Origin of the sequence: Rothia sp. HMSC065D02, from assembly GCF_001815285.1 — a bacterium.
Lineage (GTDB): Bacteria > Actinomycetota > Actinomycetes > Actinomycetales > Micrococcaceae > Rothia > Rothia dentocariosa.
Window position 1 is genome coordinate 168,362 of the sequence record NZ_KV820074.1, and the last position, 15,438, is coordinate 183,799.

Below are 15,438 nucleotides of genomic sequence, written 5' to 3' on the forward strand. Positions count from 1 at the left end.
TTAGTACTTACGCTCCTTGGGTTCGTAGCGAGTGTAGACAACGGGCTTAGTATCAAAACGCAGACCCTGCACACCCTCAAACTCAGACTCGGGATCTAGATAAACCATCGAGTGCTTCATGAAGTTCACGTCGTCGCGCTTCGGGAAGTCCTCGCGGTAGTGACCACCTCGGGATTCCTGGCGGTGCAGTGCGCCCACCGACATCACCTTGGCGAGCTGTAGCAGGAAGCCGAGCTCAACGGCCTCCAACAGGTCAAGGTTGAAGCGCTTGCCTTTATCCTGAATCGAGATATTTGCGTAGCGCTTTTCGAGCTCGTCGATGGCGGCGAGAGCCTTACGAATGGTTTCTTCGGTGCGGAACACCTGCATATCGGCTTCCATTACACGCTGTAGCTCGGTGCGGATAGCGCCAACCTTTTCGGTGCCCTGACCGTCACGAATACCGTCGAGCATTGCGAGAGTGCGATCGGCGGCATCGTCCGGAACGGGCACAAATTCTGCGGAGGCTGCGTATTCTGCGGCGCGACGACCAGCACGCTTACCGAACACGTTAATGTCCAGGAGTGAGTTGGTTCCCAAACGGTTTGCACCGTGCACCGACACGCAAGCAACCTCACCGGCTGCATATAGTCCTGGAATAGTCTCTTCGCTGTTGCGGTACACCTCGGTATCGTTGTTCGTGGGAATACCGCCCATCGCATAGTGCGCGGTGGGGAACACCGGAATAGGCTGGTGGTGCGGCTCAACTGCCAGATAGGTACGCGCGAATTCGGTAATATCCGGCAGTTTCTCGTCGATATGCGCGGGTTCGAGGTGAGTGAGGTCTAAGAGCACATAGTCTTTATGCGGTCCACAGCCGCGACCTTCACGCACCTCGTTCGCCATTGCACGAGCCACGATATCGCGGGGAGCTAGGTCCTTAATGGTCGGTGCGTAACGTTCCATGAAACGCTCGCCCTCGGAGTTACGCAGAATACCGCCTTCACCGCGGGCACCCTCGGTTACGAGAATACCCAGGCCCGCAAGGCCGGTCGGGTGGAACTGCACGAATTCCATATCCTCTAGGGGAAGACCTGCGCGCAGGGCGATTGCCATGCCGTCGCCGGTGAGGGTATGCGCGTTTGAGGTGGTCTTGAAGATCTTGCCGCATCCGCCGGATGCGAAAATCACGGATTTCGATTGGAAAACGTGTACTTCGCCGGTTGCCAGGTCGTAGGAGACAACACCTGCAGGTCGGGGGTTACCGTTTTCGTCTTCTGACATAATGAGGTCGAGCACGTAGAACTCGTTGTAGAACTCGACATTGTGACGCACGCAGTTCTGGTAGAGGGTCTGCAGAATCATATGACCCGTGCGGTCGGCAGCGTAACATGCGCGACGCACGGCGGCTTTACCGTGATCACGGGTATGCCCGCCAAAACGACGCTGATCGATGCGCCCCTCGGGAGTACGGTTGAAGGGAAGACCCATTTTTTCAAGGTCGAGCACGGCGCCAATGGCTTCTTTCGCCATAATCTCTGCCGCATCCTGATCGACAAGGTAGTCGCCGCCCTTGACGGTGTCAAAGGTATGCCATTCCCAGTTGTCTTCCTCAACGTTGGCTAAAGCGGCGCACATACCGCCCTGTGCCGCACCGGTGTGCGAGCGGGTGGGGTATAGCTTCGTCAGCACCGCGGTTCGTACGCGCTGCCCCGCCTCAATAGCGGCACGCATACCTGCGCCGCCAGCGCCAACAATCACTACATCGTACTTATGTACCTGCATGATGCTCTCTCTCGTATGTCAAAAATCTTTAGTGTTTTACCCTTAGTGGGCCGGGCAGAAGCTAGGCAGCAGATTAGCCGCCGCACCCGAGGGGCAGGGATCAAAAGCAAAGATCGTGAGGGTTCCAACCAGCAGCACAAAAGCGGATGCCGCGAAGAGAATGATCTTCAGCCACACACGCACACGATCCTTTTCGGCGTAGTCGTCAATGACCACGCGGATGCCGTTGGTGCCGTGGAGCATAGCCAGCCACAGCAGCAGCAGATCCCAGATTTGCCAGAAGGGGTTTGCCCATTTACCGCCCACGAAGCCGAAGTCGATCGCGTGAATGCCGTCCCCCACCATGAGGTTCACGAAGAGGTGCCCGAAAATCAGGACCACCAACACGACGCCAGACAAACGCATCCCCAGCCAGGCGAACATTTCAAAGTTGTTGCGCTTGCTGGAAGAGCGGTTGTATTTCACACCATCAATCTTGTTATCGCGCAGGCGAGGAACCGAAACGCGTGATTTGAGTGGAGTAGACATAGCTTAGTGACCTCCAAGGTGTGAGAAGACGATCGGCAGGTGGCGAGCCGCGAATCCTGCAACGGTAATTGCCCACAGGAACAGAACAACCCACAGAATCTTAATGTGCGGGTAGGTAGCCTTTTGATTGATCTCGGGGGAACCGTCTTTGCCTTTGCTCATCACATGCTCGACTTTGGCGTTAGTAGCTGTTCCCCAAAAGTCGATAAGAATAATGCGAATACCGTTGAAGGCATGGTACACGATGGCTGCCACAAGCGCAGTCTCTCCCAGACCCATCACGGGGTTTTTGTAGAGACCGAGAACGCTGTTATATGCCTCGGGAGAGATACGGACAACGGCGGTATCAAGTACGTGAACCAGTAGGAAGAAGAATATAGCGATACCTGTCACACGATGAGCGACCCAAGACCACATGCCCCATCGGCCGCGGTACAGGGTCCCCTTTGAACTATTCAGCACTGAATAACCTCCTGTCGCCGCTGAGACGACGTCGGGGTCTGTGTGTTTAACCTCGGCGGGAAGCGCGCTCAGCAACTCCTGTGATTTCATATTGTTAGTTTCAAGATACCAGGTAATTCACAGGCTTATTGACACCTCGTCTCCTTATTTCACAAGAAACTACAAGGTTAATTACGAAATAGTTATTTTGCGATACCCCTCCGTGAGCTGAGTTCATGCGGAACTAACCTTTACCTAATGTGATGCATCTCTTGATATTTTTTATCTGAGACTTTCCTGGAAATCACTCTAAGAATTCGGCATATTACAAAAGCCCCCGGTATTCTGGAACTGATGAATACTGCATTAACCCGTTTCCGCCCGCTTATTCCAGCTGGCGGTGTTGGTTCGCGTTTGTGGCCGCTTTCGCGTGCTCAGGCGCCGAAGTTCCTTCTCGACCTCACAGACTCAGGTAAATCGCTCTTGCGTGATACTTACGATCGTCTCATTGATTTGAGCAACGGCTCCGTCATGGTCGTGACCGGCACTTCTCATGCCAACGCTGTAACCCAGCAGATTCCCGAATTACGAGCCTCCGACCTCGTCTTGGAGCCCTCCCCGAAGGATTCTGCAGCCGCTATTGGTTTAGCGTGCGCTATTATTCACGAGCGTGAACCGGATGCGATTATTGGCTCCTTTGCCGCTGATCACGTCATCAACCCCGTTGATGAATTTCAACGCGTGGTGACCGAGGCGGTTATCACGGCAGCTTCAGGAAAGATTGTCACTATCGGCATTACCCCCACCGAGCCGTCGAGCGCGTTCGGATATATCAGAGCGTGCACTCCACTGGGGCTTGCTCACGCACCGAACGCCCTTGCGGTCGAGTCTTTTGTTGAAAAACCCGATAGCGAAACCGCGCAAAAATACCTAGACTCCGGGGACTACACCTGGAATGCCGGCATGTTTGTGGCACCCGTATCCCTGATGCTGCAGCATCTCGAAAAGAACGAGCCCGAGCTTTACGCCGGGGTTATGAAGATCGCCAAGGCTTGGGATACTCCCGAGCGTGAGAGCATTATGGAACAGACTTGGGGCACTCTCCCCAAGACCGCAATCGACTACGCCGTTGCTGAGCCTGCCGCTGCTGCTGGCGATGTTGCGATGGTCCCCGGCTCCTTCAGCTGGGACGACGTGGGAGACTTTGATGCCGTTGCTCGTCTTAACCAAGAGAAGCATGGTGAAGGTCTCACAATTCTCGGTGACGAAGACAATGTGATCAATCAAGGCTGCAGCGGCATTGTTGTCGCGAACAGCAACCGCAAGATCTCGGTGATTGGCCTTGACGATATTGTGGTGGTTGATACCCCCGATGCGCTCCTCGTCGCACCGCGTGAGCAGGCTCAGGCCGTGAAAGACACAGTTGCCGAGCTCAAAGATCGCGGCTTGGCTGATCTTCTCTAAAAGCGGCCATCGCTTAAATAACCACGCCGTATGGCGTTTATAACATTCTCAACACTCACTCATCGGGTGGATCGGCATGATATTCGCGCTGATCCACCCATTATTTATATCCCGGCTCTTACTTATTCAATAATGATTCTCATGTGTGATAGTCTCTGTGTATGTCCAACACACGAAAATCATTTTTGACGTCACTAAGTTCACTCGGTCTCGTATCCTCCCTGCTCCTTGCAGGATGCGCGGGCGGCACATCCTCTGCAGGCTCCTCAGAGCCTTCTGCAGGAGCATCCTCAGGGGATTCAAACGCAAGCGCCTCGCAGTCTCCCATCGTTGAAGGCAAAGGCGCGTCAACCCGCCTAGCCATCACTTATGACGGCGGCGTGATGGTGTACGACGGTAAAGATATGAAGCTTCTGCAGGATATTCACAAAGATGGTTTCCTGCGCCTGAACGATGCGGGTGATAACCGCCATCTGATCGTAGCCGACGGATCCAGCTACGCCTTCCTCGACACCGGCGCATGGTCGGTAGCACATGGTGACCACTCACACTACTACACCACCGCTCCCAGCCTCTCGACACTGTCGCTTCAGGCCGACCACACCGGGCATGTTATTGCCGATAACGGTAAGGTTGCGGCATTCGCAGACGGTACCGGTACCTTCGACGTATACGACCCCGCAAACCTGGTATCCAATAAACGCACGGCAACTAACCTTGAAACCAAGCAGGTTAAGCTCCCCAATCCTCACCACGGATTCGCTATTCCCCTACCTAATGACCAGTACCTCGTAGCAGTCGGAGATTCCAAAACCCGCACGGGCGCAGCCGTGGTAGACGCTAACGGTAAGACCATAACGGAGAACAAGGAATGCCCCGGTGTACACGGCGAAGCTATCGCGCGGGATAATACCTTCACGATCGGATGCACCGACGGCGTACTCATCTACCGGGACGGCACTTTCACAAAGGTGACAAACCCTCAAGATCCCTATTCACGCTCGGGCAACCAGGCAGGAACGGCGGACTCCCCTTACGTTCTGGCGGATTATAAGACGGATAAGGACGCCAAACTTGAGCGCCCTGAGAAGTTTGCCATCATTGATACGGTCAACCGCACGCGAGAGGTATATTCGCTCCCCAAAGGAGTCAGCTACACCTTCCGTTCCATGGGCCGCGGACCTAACGGCGAGGCTCTGTTGCTTACCACAGATGGTAAGCTGCGTATCTACGACCCAGCGAACGGCACCGAGCTTGGGTCTGTACAGCTAATGAATACGTGGACCGAGTCAGAAACTTGGCAGGATCCTCGCCCGGCATTGTGGGTAGACGGTAAAACCGCCTACGTAACCGACCCTGAGACGAAGAAGCTTCACGCGGTATCACTCTCGGATGCTTCTCATCCAAAGACCCTCATGAGCATTGATCTGCCGCAGGTTCCTAATGAACTCAGTGGTGTCTCTTCAGCGAATGCTGCACCCGTACCTGCGGACTCCCACTAGGAAGAAGTGAGAGAGTCCAAGCCCCGATACCTGAACCGGTATCGGGGCTTGCTCTGTAGGTATATATTAAGATTGTGGGGCGCAGCTAAGACTTAAGAGATAGTGCTCCCAGAGGTTCCCAATCAGCGCCATCATAGGCATACACGTGCAGAGTATCTACCGTGAACGAGCGTTCTTGTTCCGGTAAATCGTCGAAAAGCCGATGCGCCTGCCGCACCTGATCCGGCGTCAAAGAACGCCCCAAGGTAATATGCGGAACGTAAGGAAAAGGCGATGCCCACTGCCCTAACTCCTGCACGCACGCGCCATGAAGTTCGGCAAAAGTATCGGCGCCTAAGATAATGTCCAGATACTCCACCTCAGAGTTTGGGCGGAAGGTGCACACTCCCCCAGCACAAGCCTGCACCGTACCAATTGCGGCGAGTGAATGCGCCAATGCATCCGAACGCCAGTCGTTCTCATTCTGCTCGGTCAGCTCACTAACATACACAGTCACATGATTACTCAAGTCTGCGGGAAGACTCATGCCGGTTCTCTTCTTCCAGTCCACAAGACGCTGCCCCAACGGTCCGTTCACGTGGGCGATCAGACTCAAATAACGCTGCCCGGGGTGAAGAGTGGGCGATTCCTCAGTGTGTGATAGATTCTCGCAGGTGTTCTTAACAGTCACAGCGTACTTCCTTCGGTCTAGCCGCGCTGTGCGGGCAAAAAACCCACTTTATCGTAGACATTCTCGATAGTAACAGTCGCTATTTCACGAGCTTTCTGAGCGCCCAGTGCCAGCAAGCGGTCAAGCTCGGCGGGGTCCGCCATAAGCTCTAGGGTACGCTCACGCAGGGGCGAAAGTTTCTCGACTACAACATCCGCCAAATCAACCTTGAGATGACCGTACATCTTACCCTCATAACGTTTGACGAGAGAGTCGATGCTCTCGCCAGTCATCGCGGAATAAATCGAGAGCAGATTAGAGACGCCAGGTTTCGCCTCACGATCATAAGCAATAACGGAGCCGTCGTCGGTCACGGCAGACTTAATCTTCTTCACAGTCGCCTTCGGCTCATCCAAAAGTTTGATAAGACCCTTATCGGAGGCGGCAGATTTCGACATCTTCGAGGTCGGCTCCTGCAAATCATAGATCTTGGCGGTTTCCTTCATAATAATGGGTTCGGGCACCACGAAGGTTTCGCCAAAGCGCGAGTTAAACCGTTGCGCCAAGTTGCGGGTAAGCTCTAGGTGCTGGCGCTGATCCTCGCCCACCGGTACGCTATCGACCTGGTACAGCAGGATATCCGCAGCCATCAGCACCGGGTAGGTGAATAACCCCACCGAGGCGTTATCGGCACCCTGCTTCTGCGATTTGTCCTTGAACTGGGTCATGCGTGATGCCTCACCAAAACCCGTGAAGCAGTTTAGTACCCAGGCAAGCTGCGCGTGCTCGGGCACCTGCGACTGCACGAAGAACGGGGAACGCGCAGGGTCAATACCGGCGGCAATATACTGGGCGGCGGTCAGACGGGTGCGTTCGCGCAGGGACTGTGGGTCTTGGGGCACGGTGATAGCGTGCATATCGGGAATAAAGAACAGGCACTCGTTGGCGGGGTCCTCCTGCAGGGCAACCCAGTTGTTCACCGCGCCAATATAGTTGCCCAAATGCATCGAATCTGCGGAAGGCTGCGCACCGGAGTAGACACGCACACGATCCAAAGACGCATTGGGAATGAGTGATTTATCCTGTTTCTTTTCGTCAGACATGATAGATACTTTCTTCAAGGGGCGCACGATGCGGACGGCCGGTTAGCCAGCGCATCCGGCATCTTATCGGCGGGTGAATTCTAGAACTGATAATCGACGACGAGCGGCGCATGATCGCTGAACCGTTCATCATAGGAGACGGCACGATCAACCGTCGCTTCCACGGCTTTCGCAGCGAGCGCGGGGGTAGCCATATGGTAGTCGATGCGCCACCCGGCGTCATTATCGAAGGCTTTGCCGCGGTAGGACCACCAGGTATAGGGCCCGGGCACCTCACCTGCGAGTTTGCGCGCCACGTCTTCATAGCCAATTTCGCCAAAGAATTTATCGAAGTATGCGCGTTCTTCGGGCAGGAAACCGGCGCGTTTCTGGTTTGCCTTCCAGTTTTTAATGTCGAGCTCGGTGTGCCCCACGTTGAGGTCTCCCACAATGAGCACGTGATCCGAGTGCTGAGCGAGTTCGGGCAGGCGCACAAGCATACGGTCGAGAAAGCGGTATTTGTCATCCTGGCGGGGCGTTCCAACCTCACCGGAGTGCACGTAGGCGCTTACGACGGTCAGGGTTCCGCCGGTGGGCAGGGTGTAGTCCGCCTCAACCCAACGGCCAGCGTCCGCGAAATAGTCTTCGCCGATCGTGGAGCGGGTGGCGACAGGTTGGTTTTTCAGCAGTTCACCGTTCGCATTGGGGTGCTTGCGGGTTGCCACCAATACCCCGGCGCGTCCTTTGGCGGCGGCTTCGGCGTGCAGAATATTCCAGTCGTCTTCGTTGAGAAGTTCGCGCACGATCTTATCGGGGGCACGAACCTCCTGCAGACAGAGAATATCAACGTCGCGGCCAGCGAGCCACGTGGCCATATCTTTCCTGTAGGCGGCACGAATACCGTTGACGTTCACACTGGCGACGCGCAGAGTTTTAGCGGCGCGGCTCATTCTTCACCCCTCATTTCGTCGTTGACCATTCCCATCCCATTGGACGCTGTGGTGTTAATAGTATCTAAAGCCCGCTCGATCATGGCGCGAGATTCTTCGCTGTCGTCCGTGAGGTAGTTGGCAATTTCGCGGGACTGCACAAGCACGATCTGAAAGCTATGGGCAAGTTTATCGGCGAGCATCGCATCCGATTCTTCGCGGTGGATGCGGCTAAGTTCGGCACGATCCTGTTTGATGGACACCAGCACGATACGCACTAAGTAGACGGCGAGCGCCAGCCACCCGAGAATAAGGCCGGCCAGGATCCAACCGAGCACGCTGTTGGCGTTGAAAATTGCTAGAACGAGAAGAAGTACAAGGAGCCCAACGCCGATGCAGGACCCAATAATGGCTTTACGCACGGAGGCGTTATCGGAGTCGGCGGTGGTCACAGAATTTTGCTCGCGTGTGTGCATAACATCAATTATGCCAGGATAAATGCCTCGACATACACGTAGTGCAACGCTTTTAGGGCCGGATAGGCGTAAACTATCTGTGATGACTCATTCACTCAACTTTTCAGGTTCTGTCTCTAACTCGGGTTCCCACGAGGCACCCGAGGTTTTTGCACGTGGTTCTATGATGGAGAACGCTGAGGAACTTCACGACGATCCCACCATGCTCCCGCCGGTTCCTGGCCCTAAATATGAGCAGGTTATTCGCTACCTGGAACAAAAATATGTAATCCCGGGTTCTCCCGGAGATAAACTCCCGACTGAGCGCGCTATTCAGGAGAAGTTCAAGGTAAGCCGCCAGACGGTGCGCAACGCTATCAAGGCTTTGCTGGAGCGCGGGCTTATCTATAACGTTCAGGGTTCTGGAACGTACGTTGCCGATCGTTCTCAGGGAAGCTATATTCCGCGGGTATGCTCGTTCGCCGAAGATATGGAGCGGCGCGGGCTGCAGGCTTCGACCAGAATGCTTTCGACCCAGTGGGTTGGGGCGACAGAAGAAATTTCACGTCATTTGAGTGTCACCATAGATTCTTCAGTGCTTTTGGTTAAACGTCTGCGCTTGGCTGAGGGCGAGCCTATCGGTTTTGAGCTCGCCTATTTAGCCCCGGAGGTTGCAACATCCCTGCTTGAAGCGATGTCCTCCGGCGGTTCACGCAAAGATCCTCACGATAACTGCGAGTACACAATCGAACACGGCATGATGCGCATGGAAGCAACCCTGATGACCGAGGCGGATGCGGAAGCCTTCAATCATCTGCCAACCGTGGGTGCCGCCGCGTTCAAGGTGACCACCACCAGCTATACCTCGCAGGGTTCACCCGTTGAGCACAGCGTGACGCTCTATAAAGGGGATGCCTATTTTTACGAGATGCTGCTGTAAAAAACTCCACAGCAGACATATGACATGCGATACCGGTGCCCGAGTGCGACAACAGTATGCACCCGGGCATTGTCGTACCTAGCGTGTTTCACAATGGCGCGCGGTTATCCTCAGAGCCCTCTCGCGTGCTGCGGCACAGAACGTTGAGCTGACGGCCAGGCTAGTTCTTCGCTACCTGACGTTCTGCGGTCTCCACAACATTCACCAGCAGCTCCGCGCGGGTCATGGGGCCCACACCGCCGGGGTTCGGGGACACCCAAGATGCCTTCGCGGCCGCCTCGGGGGAAACGTCACCGAAGAGTTTCTTCTTACCGGTTTCGGGGTCTTCGGCACGGGAGACGCCCACGTCCAGCAGAATTGCGCCATCCTTCACCTGATCCGCTTTGAGCACATGCGGCACACCCACGGCGGCGACAATAACATCCGCCTGGCGCAGAACCTCGTCAAGGTTCTGGGTACCGGTATGCGCCAAGGTCGCGGTTGCGTTGATCTCACGGCGGGTCAGCAGCAGCCCCAGAGGACGACCCACGGTAATACCGCGACCGAGCACAACCACATTCTTACCGTTCCAGTCGATGCCGTGGCGTTTCACCAGCTCAATCACGCCGTTCGGGGTGCACGGCAGGGGCGAATCCAACGGCTCCGAAACGTTCAGCACCAGCTTGCCAAGGTTAGTGGGGTGCAAACCGTCAGCATCCTTCTCAGGCGCGATCTTCTCCAAAATACGGTTAGTATCCAGGTGCTTGGGCAAGGGAAGCTGCACAATATAGCTCGTGCAGGCAGGGTCATGATTGAGCTTATCAATCTCGGCTTCAAGCTCTTCCTGGGTGATATCGGCAGGCAGATCCACACGGATCGAGTTAATGCCGATCTCCGCGCAGTCGCGGTGTTTAGCGCCCACATAGGAGTGTGAGGCGGGGTCATCCCCCACGAGTACCGTTCCCAAACCGGGGGTAATACCCCGTGCCTTGAGCGCCTCAACGCGCTCAGTCAGCTCGGATTTAATGGCGGCGGCGGTTGCCTTACCATCAAGAATCTGCGGCATAGCAGTTTTCCTTTCTCTTCACGTCACGGATTCATCCGTGAGAGGTTTACACACTGGGCAAAAGACCCCGCAGACGCTTTATAAAGCGTACAACGGGGTCTTCATAAGTTTTACCAGCTCTCACTTCCCACATAGAGCGGGTATTTATCACAGAGCTTATTCACGCGCTCGCGCAAGGCGGCGATATCGTGCTGCGGCAACAGTACCGAAGCGATAATATCGGCGACCTCGGTAAAGCCTTCGGCATCGAAACCGCGGGTCGCCAGCGCCGAGGTACCGATGCGCAGCCCGGAAGTCACCATTGGCGGGCGAGGGTCGTTCGGCACCGCGTTGCGGTTAACGGTAATACCCGCGTCGTGCAGCAGATCTTCAGCCTCTTTACCGGTGAGCTCGTGGTGGCGCAGATCGACCAGTACCAGGTGAACGTCGGTACCGTCGGTGGCGATGGAAACGCCCGCATCGCGCATATCCTGGTGGGTCAGGCGCTCTGCTAGGATGCGCGCCCCCTCAATCGTGCGTTTCTGGCGGTCTTTGAACTCTTCGGTCGCGGCAACCTTGAACGCGGTCGCTTTCGCGGCAATCACATGCATGAGCGGTCCGCCCTGCTGCCCGGGGAATACCGCCGAGTCGATCTTTTTCTTGAGCTCTTCGGTGCACAGGATAAACCCGGAGCGGGGTCCACCTAAGGTCTTGTGCACGGTTGACGAAACCACGTGGGCGTGCGGCACCGGGTTGGGGTGCAGACCCGCCGCCACCAGACCGGCAAAATGGGCCATATCAACCCACAGGTAGGCACCAACTTCATCGGCAATCTCACGGAATTTCGCGAAATCCAGCTGACGGGGGTACGCCGACCATCCGGCAATAATAACCTTGGGACGCTCAGCGAGTGCGAGCTGCCGAACCTGTTCCATATCGATCCGACCGTCTTCGCCTACCTCGTAGGCAACAACCTCGTAGAGCTTACCCGAGACGTTCAGCTTCATACCGTGCGAAAGGTGCCCACCGTGAGCCAGTGAAAGACCCATGATCTTCTCACCGGGGGTCAGCAGGGCGTGCATGACGGCGTTATTCGCCTGAGCACCGGAGTGAGGCTGTACGTTGGCGTGTTCGGCGCCGAAGAGCTCCTTAACCCGTTTAATAGCCAGGTCTTCGACAATATCGACGAATTCGCAGCCACCATAATAGCGGCGACCCGGGTAGCCTTCCGCATATTTATTGGTCAGCACTGACCCCTGCCCCTGGAGTACGGCACGCGGCACGAAGTTTTCGGAAGCGATCATTTCCAGGGTGTTTTGCTGGCGCTTACGTTCCAGATCGAGTGCTTCGGCGACCTCGGGATCAAGCTCCGCGAGGGGAGCCTCAAGCACGGTTCGAGTCTGCTCAGTCATACCACTCCTCAAAGTGTGAATCTGCATAAAATGTGATGAGAGCTTATGATGTGACTCTCATCTTACCGTATAGGTTAGCGCCTGCACAGATATGACGCCCACCGTATGAGACGCCATAGCAAGGGCTCTTTGGCATATTCGCAGCAGTCCTTGCGAGCGAGTTTTCCATGCCGAACCGTGAGTATTGCCCCGAAAGATGCAGGCGCGCGCAGGCGGCGCATCTACACCGGGTTATTCCTGGGTCAAAATAGCGGCTGCATACGCAAAATAGGCTTCACGGTTTTCTTTTCCGAGAAGCTGAGTCTGCACCACATAACCGCTAAGCACCGAAAGCACCGCCGCACCCATGACATTAAGCCACTGCTCAAGCTCTTCAGCGGTTACATCGAGTTCGCGTTCGCCCCAGGCACGGTAACGTTCCATTGCCATGGCGCGCAGTTGATGCATTTGCTCCCCCACTACGGCGTTGATAGCGGGCATTGAGACGGCCTCGCCCCAGGTGGCGAGCAGAAAGCGACGGGTTTTCGCCGTGTCAAGAATCTTCAAGAACCCCAGAACATAATCCCACGGAGAATCCGCACGCACTTTCTCGAAGGGAGCCATGTCAAGGCGTGCGGCCTCTACCATGATCTCTTCTTTCGAGGAAAAGTGGTTGTAGATAGCTCCTGCAGAGAGCCCGGTGGCGGCAATAATCTCGTTCATCGAGGTCTTTTGATACCCGCCTTTAATAAAGCACTCACGGGCGACATCGACAATCTGTATACGCCTGTTCTTTTTGTATTCTTCACTGACTTTAGGCACGTCTTAATCCTATCGAATATTTACCCCGTATGCGTGCCAACCCAACCCGTGCACACCATAAGTTTTGCAGTCGGATTGGGTTGGCAATATTCACCGTGCATCAGCCTACCTGGCTGGCGCATTCGATTGTTGAGACAATGCCGGAATTTAGTGGAAGAAGTGGCGGGTTCCGGTCAGGTACATGGTGACGCCCGCATCCTTCGCGACCTGAATAACTTCGTCATCACGGATCGAGCCGCCGGGGTGCACGACCGCGCGGATACCGGCATCGAGAAGAACCTGCAGGCCGTCCGCGAAGGGGAAGAAAGCGTCGGATGCAGCAACCGCACCGCGGGCACGCTCCTGGCCTTCTCCGCCGAGTGTATTGGCGCGTTCAACCGAGAGTTTGCACGAATCTACACGGTTAACCTGCCCCATGCCGATCCCCACGGCGGCACCGTTATCGGCGAGCATAATCGCATTGGACTTGGGAGCGCGCAGGGCACGCCACGCGAATTCAAGGTCACGCAGAGTGGCTTCGTCGGCAGGTTCACCGGCGACCAGCTGCCAATTCTTCGGGTTATCACCCTCGGCGTTAAGACGGTCGGCTTCCTGGAAGAGCGCACCGCCGGAAATCGAACGGTACTCGATAGTCTCACGCCCGAATCCTTCGGGAAGCACCAGCAGGCGCAGGTTTTTCTTGGTTTCCAGAATTTCGAGGGCTTCCGGCTCGTATCCGGGTGCCACAATAACCTCAGTGAAAATATCTTTAACAGCCTGCGCCATACCCTTGGTAACCGGGCGGTTCGCGGCAATCACGCCACCATAGGCGGACAGCGGATCGCAAGCATGAGCCTTAGCGTACGCATCGGCAATCGGGTCTGCGGCGTCAGGACTTGCAATTGCAATACCGCAGGGGTTGTTGTGCTTGATGATGGCGACCGCAGGCTCATCAAAATCGTAGGCGGCACGCAGGGCGGCATCGGCATCCACATAGTTGTTGTAGCTCATCGCCTTGCCGTGAATCTGATCAGCCTGGGCGATACCGGGGACTGCTGCGGGGTCTACATACAGAGCCGCACGCTGATGCGGATTCTCGCCGTAGCGCAGGGTCTCGCTGCGTTCAAAGCCCAAACCGGCATACGGGGGCCAGAAGTTAGCGTCTTCGTCCTGCTGGAACTGCGCGGCGGTCCAGGTAGCGACGGCGGTATCGTAGGCGGCAGTATGGGCGAAGGCGCCGGCGGCCAGGCGGCGGCGTTCCTCCAGGGAAAACCCGCCATCCCGAGCGGCGTTTACGGTACGTTCGTAGTCTTTGGGGTCTACCACGACGGCAACCGCATCGTGATTCTTCGCGGCGGCACGCACCATGGAGGGGCCGCCGATATCGATTTTCTCGATAATAGCGTCTTGGTCGGCGCCGGATGCCACAGTCTCTGCGAAGGGGTACAGGTTCACGACCACCAGGTCAAAGGGCTCAACGTCGAGTTCGTTAAGGGTGTCGATATGCTCCTGCTTGCGGCGGTCGGCCAAAATACCGGCGTGGATGCGCGGGTGCAGGGTCTTCACACGCCCTTCTAGGCACTCGGGGAACTCGGTAACCTCGGTAACTTCGGTGACGGGCACACCGGCGGCGGCGATCGTGGATGCGGTCGAACCGGTAGACACCAGCTTCACGCCTGCCTCGTGCAGACCGCGGGCGAACTCCGCCAGATTAGTCTTGTCGTACACGGAAATGAGGGCGCGGCGCAGGGGCAGACGATCGAGCTTCTTCATAGACACTAATTACTCCGTTGCTTCTTGCTCGGTGAATGGGTGGTACCCCGTGGCGGGGTATTAATACTGCCCGCATGCACCGGGATGCGGCGCCGTGCGGGCAGGAAGTTCTAGGGGTTTTGAGTTTTGGGGAGGGCAGCAAATTCTTCGAGGGTCCGCACCAAGAGCTGACGTTCTTGCACCTTGATGCGCTCATGCAGGCTTTCTTCGGTGTCACCAGCTTCGACGGGCACCGCGGCCTGGGCGATAATCGTGCCGGTATCGACCCCGGAATCCACGAAATGAACCGTCAACCCGGTGATTTTAACGCCGTGGGCGAGCGCATCCCGCACACCGTGTGCCCCGGGGAATGAGGGCAGCAACGCGGGATGAGTGTTGATAATCCGGTTCTCGAAGCGGGCGACCAGCTGCGCATCCACAATGCGCATGAACCCGGCGAATACAACGTAATCGGGGGTGTAGGAAGCGATTTTCTCTTCGAGAGCACGGTTCCATTGCTCGCGGTCAGCATAGTCTGTCGGTTCGATCAGAAAGGTTTCAACCCCGGCTGCGGCAGCTCGGTCAAGGCCGGTGCAGGGCTTATCTGCGCCTACGGCGGCGATCTCTGCGTTTAGCTCGCCAGCCTTTACGGCGTCGAGAATAGCTTGCAGGTTAGTACCGGACCCGGAGACCATTATCACAATTCGCACAGCAAT

Annotated in this window: 15 protein-coding genes; 3 read left to right on the top strand and 12 right to left on the bottom strand. The window is 56.2% G+C overall.

Annotation, left to right across the window (positions count from 1 at the left end):
* The 3 genes from sdhA to sdhC are packed head-to-tail and all read right to left on the bottom strand — an operon-like array spanning window position 1 to window position 2,754.
* The gene (gene sdhA, locus HMPREF3016_RS01980) at window positions 1-1,764 is read right to left on the bottom strand and encodes a succinate dehydrogenase flavoprotein subunit (RefSeq protein WP_070739745.1); all 1,764 of its coding nucleotides are present in this window, start codon (window positions 1,762-1,764) and stop codon (window positions 1-3) included.
* Window positions 1,765-1,806: 42 nt separating this feature from the next.
* A complete protein-coding gene (locus HMPREF3016_RS01985) occupies window positions 1,807-2,292 on the bottom strand; it encodes a succinate dehydrogenase hydrophobic membrane anchor subunit (RefSeq protein WP_013398562.1) in 486 nt (161 codons plus the stop codon).
* A 3-nt stretch (window positions 2,293-2,295) separates the two neighbouring features.
* The gene (sdhC, locus tag HMPREF3016_RS01990; RefSeq protein WP_037231971.1) at window positions 2,296-2,754 is read right to left on the bottom strand and encodes a succinate dehydrogenase, cytochrome b556 subunit; all 459 of its coding nucleotides are present in this window, start codon (window positions 2,752-2,754) and stop codon (window positions 2,296-2,298) included.
* A 333-nt stretch (window positions 2,755-3,087) separates the two neighbouring features.
* Between sdhC and HMPREF3016_RS01995 the strand changes: the two genes are divergently transcribed.
* Complete coding sequence (locus HMPREF3016_RS01995) at window positions 3,088-4,197, top strand: mannose-1-phosphate guanylyltransferase (RefSeq protein ID WP_070450788.1); 1,110 nt, start codon at window positions 3,088-3,090, stop codon at window positions 4,195-4,197.
* 161 nt (window positions 4,198-4,358) lie between these two features.
* On the top strand, window positions 4,359-5,699 hold the full coding sequence (locus HMPREF3016_RS02000; RefSeq protein ID WP_083315859.1) for a hypothetical protein: 1,341 nt from the start codon (window positions 4,359-4,361) through the stop codon (window positions 5,697-5,699).
* 85 nt (window positions 5,700-5,784) lie between these two features.
* Here the strand turns inward: HMPREF3016_RS02000 and HMPREF3016_RS02005 are convergent, their stop codons facing one another.
* The 4 genes from HMPREF3016_RS02005 to HMPREF3016_RS02020 all read right to left on the bottom strand — a co-directional run bounded on the left by HMPREF3016_RS02005 (window position 5,785) and on the right by HMPREF3016_RS02020 (window position 8,835).
* Window positions 5,785-6,369: a 2'-5' RNA ligase family protein gene (locus tag HMPREF3016_RS02005; RefSeq protein ID WP_070739752.1), complete on the bottom strand. Its 585-nt coding sequence runs from the start codon at window positions 6,367-6,369 to the stop codon at window positions 5,785-5,787.
* A gap of 17 nt (window positions 6,370-6,386) precedes the next feature.
* Complete coding sequence (gene trpS, locus HMPREF3016_RS02010; protein ID WP_070739755.1) at window positions 6,387-7,451, bottom strand: tryptophan--tRNA ligase; 1,065 nt, start codon at window positions 7,449-7,451, stop codon at window positions 6,387-6,389.
* Window positions 7,452-7,531: 80 nt separating this feature from the next.
* Window positions 7,532-8,380 (bottom strand): exodeoxyribonuclease III, encoded by an 849-nt coding sequence (locus HMPREF3016_RS02015; protein WP_070739758.1) that lies wholly within the window; start codon window positions 8,378-8,380, stop codon window positions 7,532-7,534.
* The gene (locus HMPREF3016_RS02020; protein ID WP_048753258.1) at window positions 8,377-8,835 is read right to left on the bottom strand and encodes a hypothetical protein; all 459 of its coding nucleotides are present in this window, start codon (window positions 8,833-8,835) and stop codon (window positions 8,377-8,379) included. The genes HMPREF3016_RS02015 and HMPREF3016_RS02020 overlap by 4 nt, the downstream gene beginning before the upstream one ends.
* A gap of 82 nt (window positions 8,836-8,917) precedes the next feature.
* On the opposite strand from HMPREF3016_RS02020, the gene HMPREF3016_RS02025 reads away from it, so the two are divergent.
* Entirely contained in the window at window positions 8,918-9,754 is an 837-nt protein-coding gene (locus tag HMPREF3016_RS02025; protein WP_246828419.1) for a GntR family transcriptional regulator, read from the top strand.
* Between the two features lie 160 nt (window positions 9,755-9,914).
* On the opposite strand, the gene HMPREF3016_RS02030 is transcribed toward HMPREF3016_RS02025, so the two are convergent.
* The 5 genes from HMPREF3016_RS02030 to purN all read right to left on the bottom strand — a co-directional run bounded on the left by HMPREF3016_RS02030 (window position 9,915) and on the right by purN (window position 15,417).
* Window positions 9,915-10,799 (bottom strand): bifunctional methylenetetrahydrofolate dehydrogenase/methenyltetrahydrofolate cyclohydrolase, encoded by an 885-nt coding sequence (locus HMPREF3016_RS02030; RefSeq protein ID WP_070739760.1) that lies wholly within the window; start codon window positions 10,797-10,799, stop codon window positions 9,915-9,917.
* A 110-nt stretch (window positions 10,800-10,909) separates the two neighbouring features.
* Window positions 10,910-12,190: a serine hydroxymethyltransferase gene (glyA, locus tag HMPREF3016_RS02035; protein ID WP_048754446.1), complete on the bottom strand. Its 1,281-nt coding sequence runs from the start codon at window positions 12,188-12,190 to the stop codon at window positions 10,910-10,912.
* 231 nt (window positions 12,191-12,421) lie between these two features.
* Window positions 12,422-12,991, bottom strand: a complete 570-nt coding sequence (locus HMPREF3016_RS02040; RefSeq protein ID WP_004006049.1) for a TetR/AcrR family transcriptional regulator — start codon at window positions 12,989-12,991, stop codon at window positions 12,422-12,424.
* A 147-nt stretch (window positions 12,992-13,138) separates the two neighbouring features.
* Window positions 13,139-14,743, bottom strand: coding sequence for a bifunctional phosphoribosylaminoimidazolecarboxamide formyltransferase/IMP cyclohydrolase (purH, locus tag HMPREF3016_RS02045; protein ID WP_070739888.1), 1,605 nt, complete (start codon window positions 14,741-14,743; stop codon window positions 13,139-13,141).
* A 110-nt stretch (window positions 14,744-14,853) separates the two neighbouring features.
* Window positions 14,854-15,417: a phosphoribosylglycinamide formyltransferase gene (gene purN / locus HMPREF3016_RS02050; RefSeq protein ID WP_070695808.1), complete on the bottom strand. Its 564-nt coding sequence runs from the start codon at window positions 15,415-15,417 to the stop codon at window positions 14,854-14,856.
* Window positions 15,418-15,438: the final 21 nt, after the last annotated feature.

What these genes read in the sequence shown, in the direction of transcription:
- sdhA (WP_070739745.1), bottom strand. Translation starts at nt 1,764, where the DNA reads ATGCAGGTACATAAGTACGATGTAGTGATTGTTGGCGCTGGCGGCGCA.
- HMPREF3016_RS01985 (WP_013398562.1), bottom strand. Translation starts at nt 2,292, where the DNA reads ATGTCTACTCCACTCAAATCACGCGTTTCGGTTCCTCGCCTGCGCGAT.
- HMPREF3016_RS01995 (WP_070450788.1), top strand. Translation starts at nt 3,088, where the DNA reads ATGAATACTGCATTAACCCGTTTCCGCCCGCTTATTCCAGCTGGCGGT.
- HMPREF3016_RS02000 (WP_083315859.1), top strand. Translation starts at nt 4,359, where the DNA reads ATGTCCAACACACGAAAATCATTTTTGACGTCACTAAGTTCACTCGGT.
- trpS (WP_070739755.1), bottom strand. Translation starts at nt 7,451, where the DNA reads ATGTCTGACGAAAAGAAACAGGATAAATCACTCATTCCCAATGCGTCT.
- HMPREF3016_RS02015 (WP_070739758.1), bottom strand. Translation starts at nt 8,380, where the DNA reads ATGAGCCGCGCCGCTAAAACTCTGCGCGTCGCCAGTGTGAACGTCAAC.
- HMPREF3016_RS02020 (WP_048753258.1), bottom strand. Translation starts at nt 8,835, where the DNA reads ATGCACACACGCGAGCAAAATTCTGTGACCACCGCCGACTCCGATAAC.
- HMPREF3016_RS02025 (WP_246828419.1), top strand. Translation starts at nt 8,918, where the DNA reads ATGACTCATTCACTCAACTTTTCAGGTTCTGTCTCTAACTCGGGTTCC.
- HMPREF3016_RS02030 (WP_070739760.1), bottom strand. Translation starts at nt 10,799, where the DNA reads ATGCCGCAGATTCTTGATGGTAAGGCAACCGCCGCCGCCATTAAATCC.
- glyA (WP_048754446.1), bottom strand. Translation starts at nt 12,190, where the DNA reads ATGACTGAGCAGACTCGAACCGTGCTTGAGGCTCCCCTCGCGGAGCTT.
- purH (WP_070739888.1), bottom strand. Translation starts at nt 14,743, where the DNA reads ATGAAGAAGCTCGATCGTCTGCCCCTGCGCCGCGCCCTCATTTCCGTG.
- purN (WP_070695808.1), bottom strand. Translation starts at nt 15,417, where the DNA reads ATGGTCTCCGGGTCCGGTACTAACCTGCAAGCTATTCTCGACGCCGTA.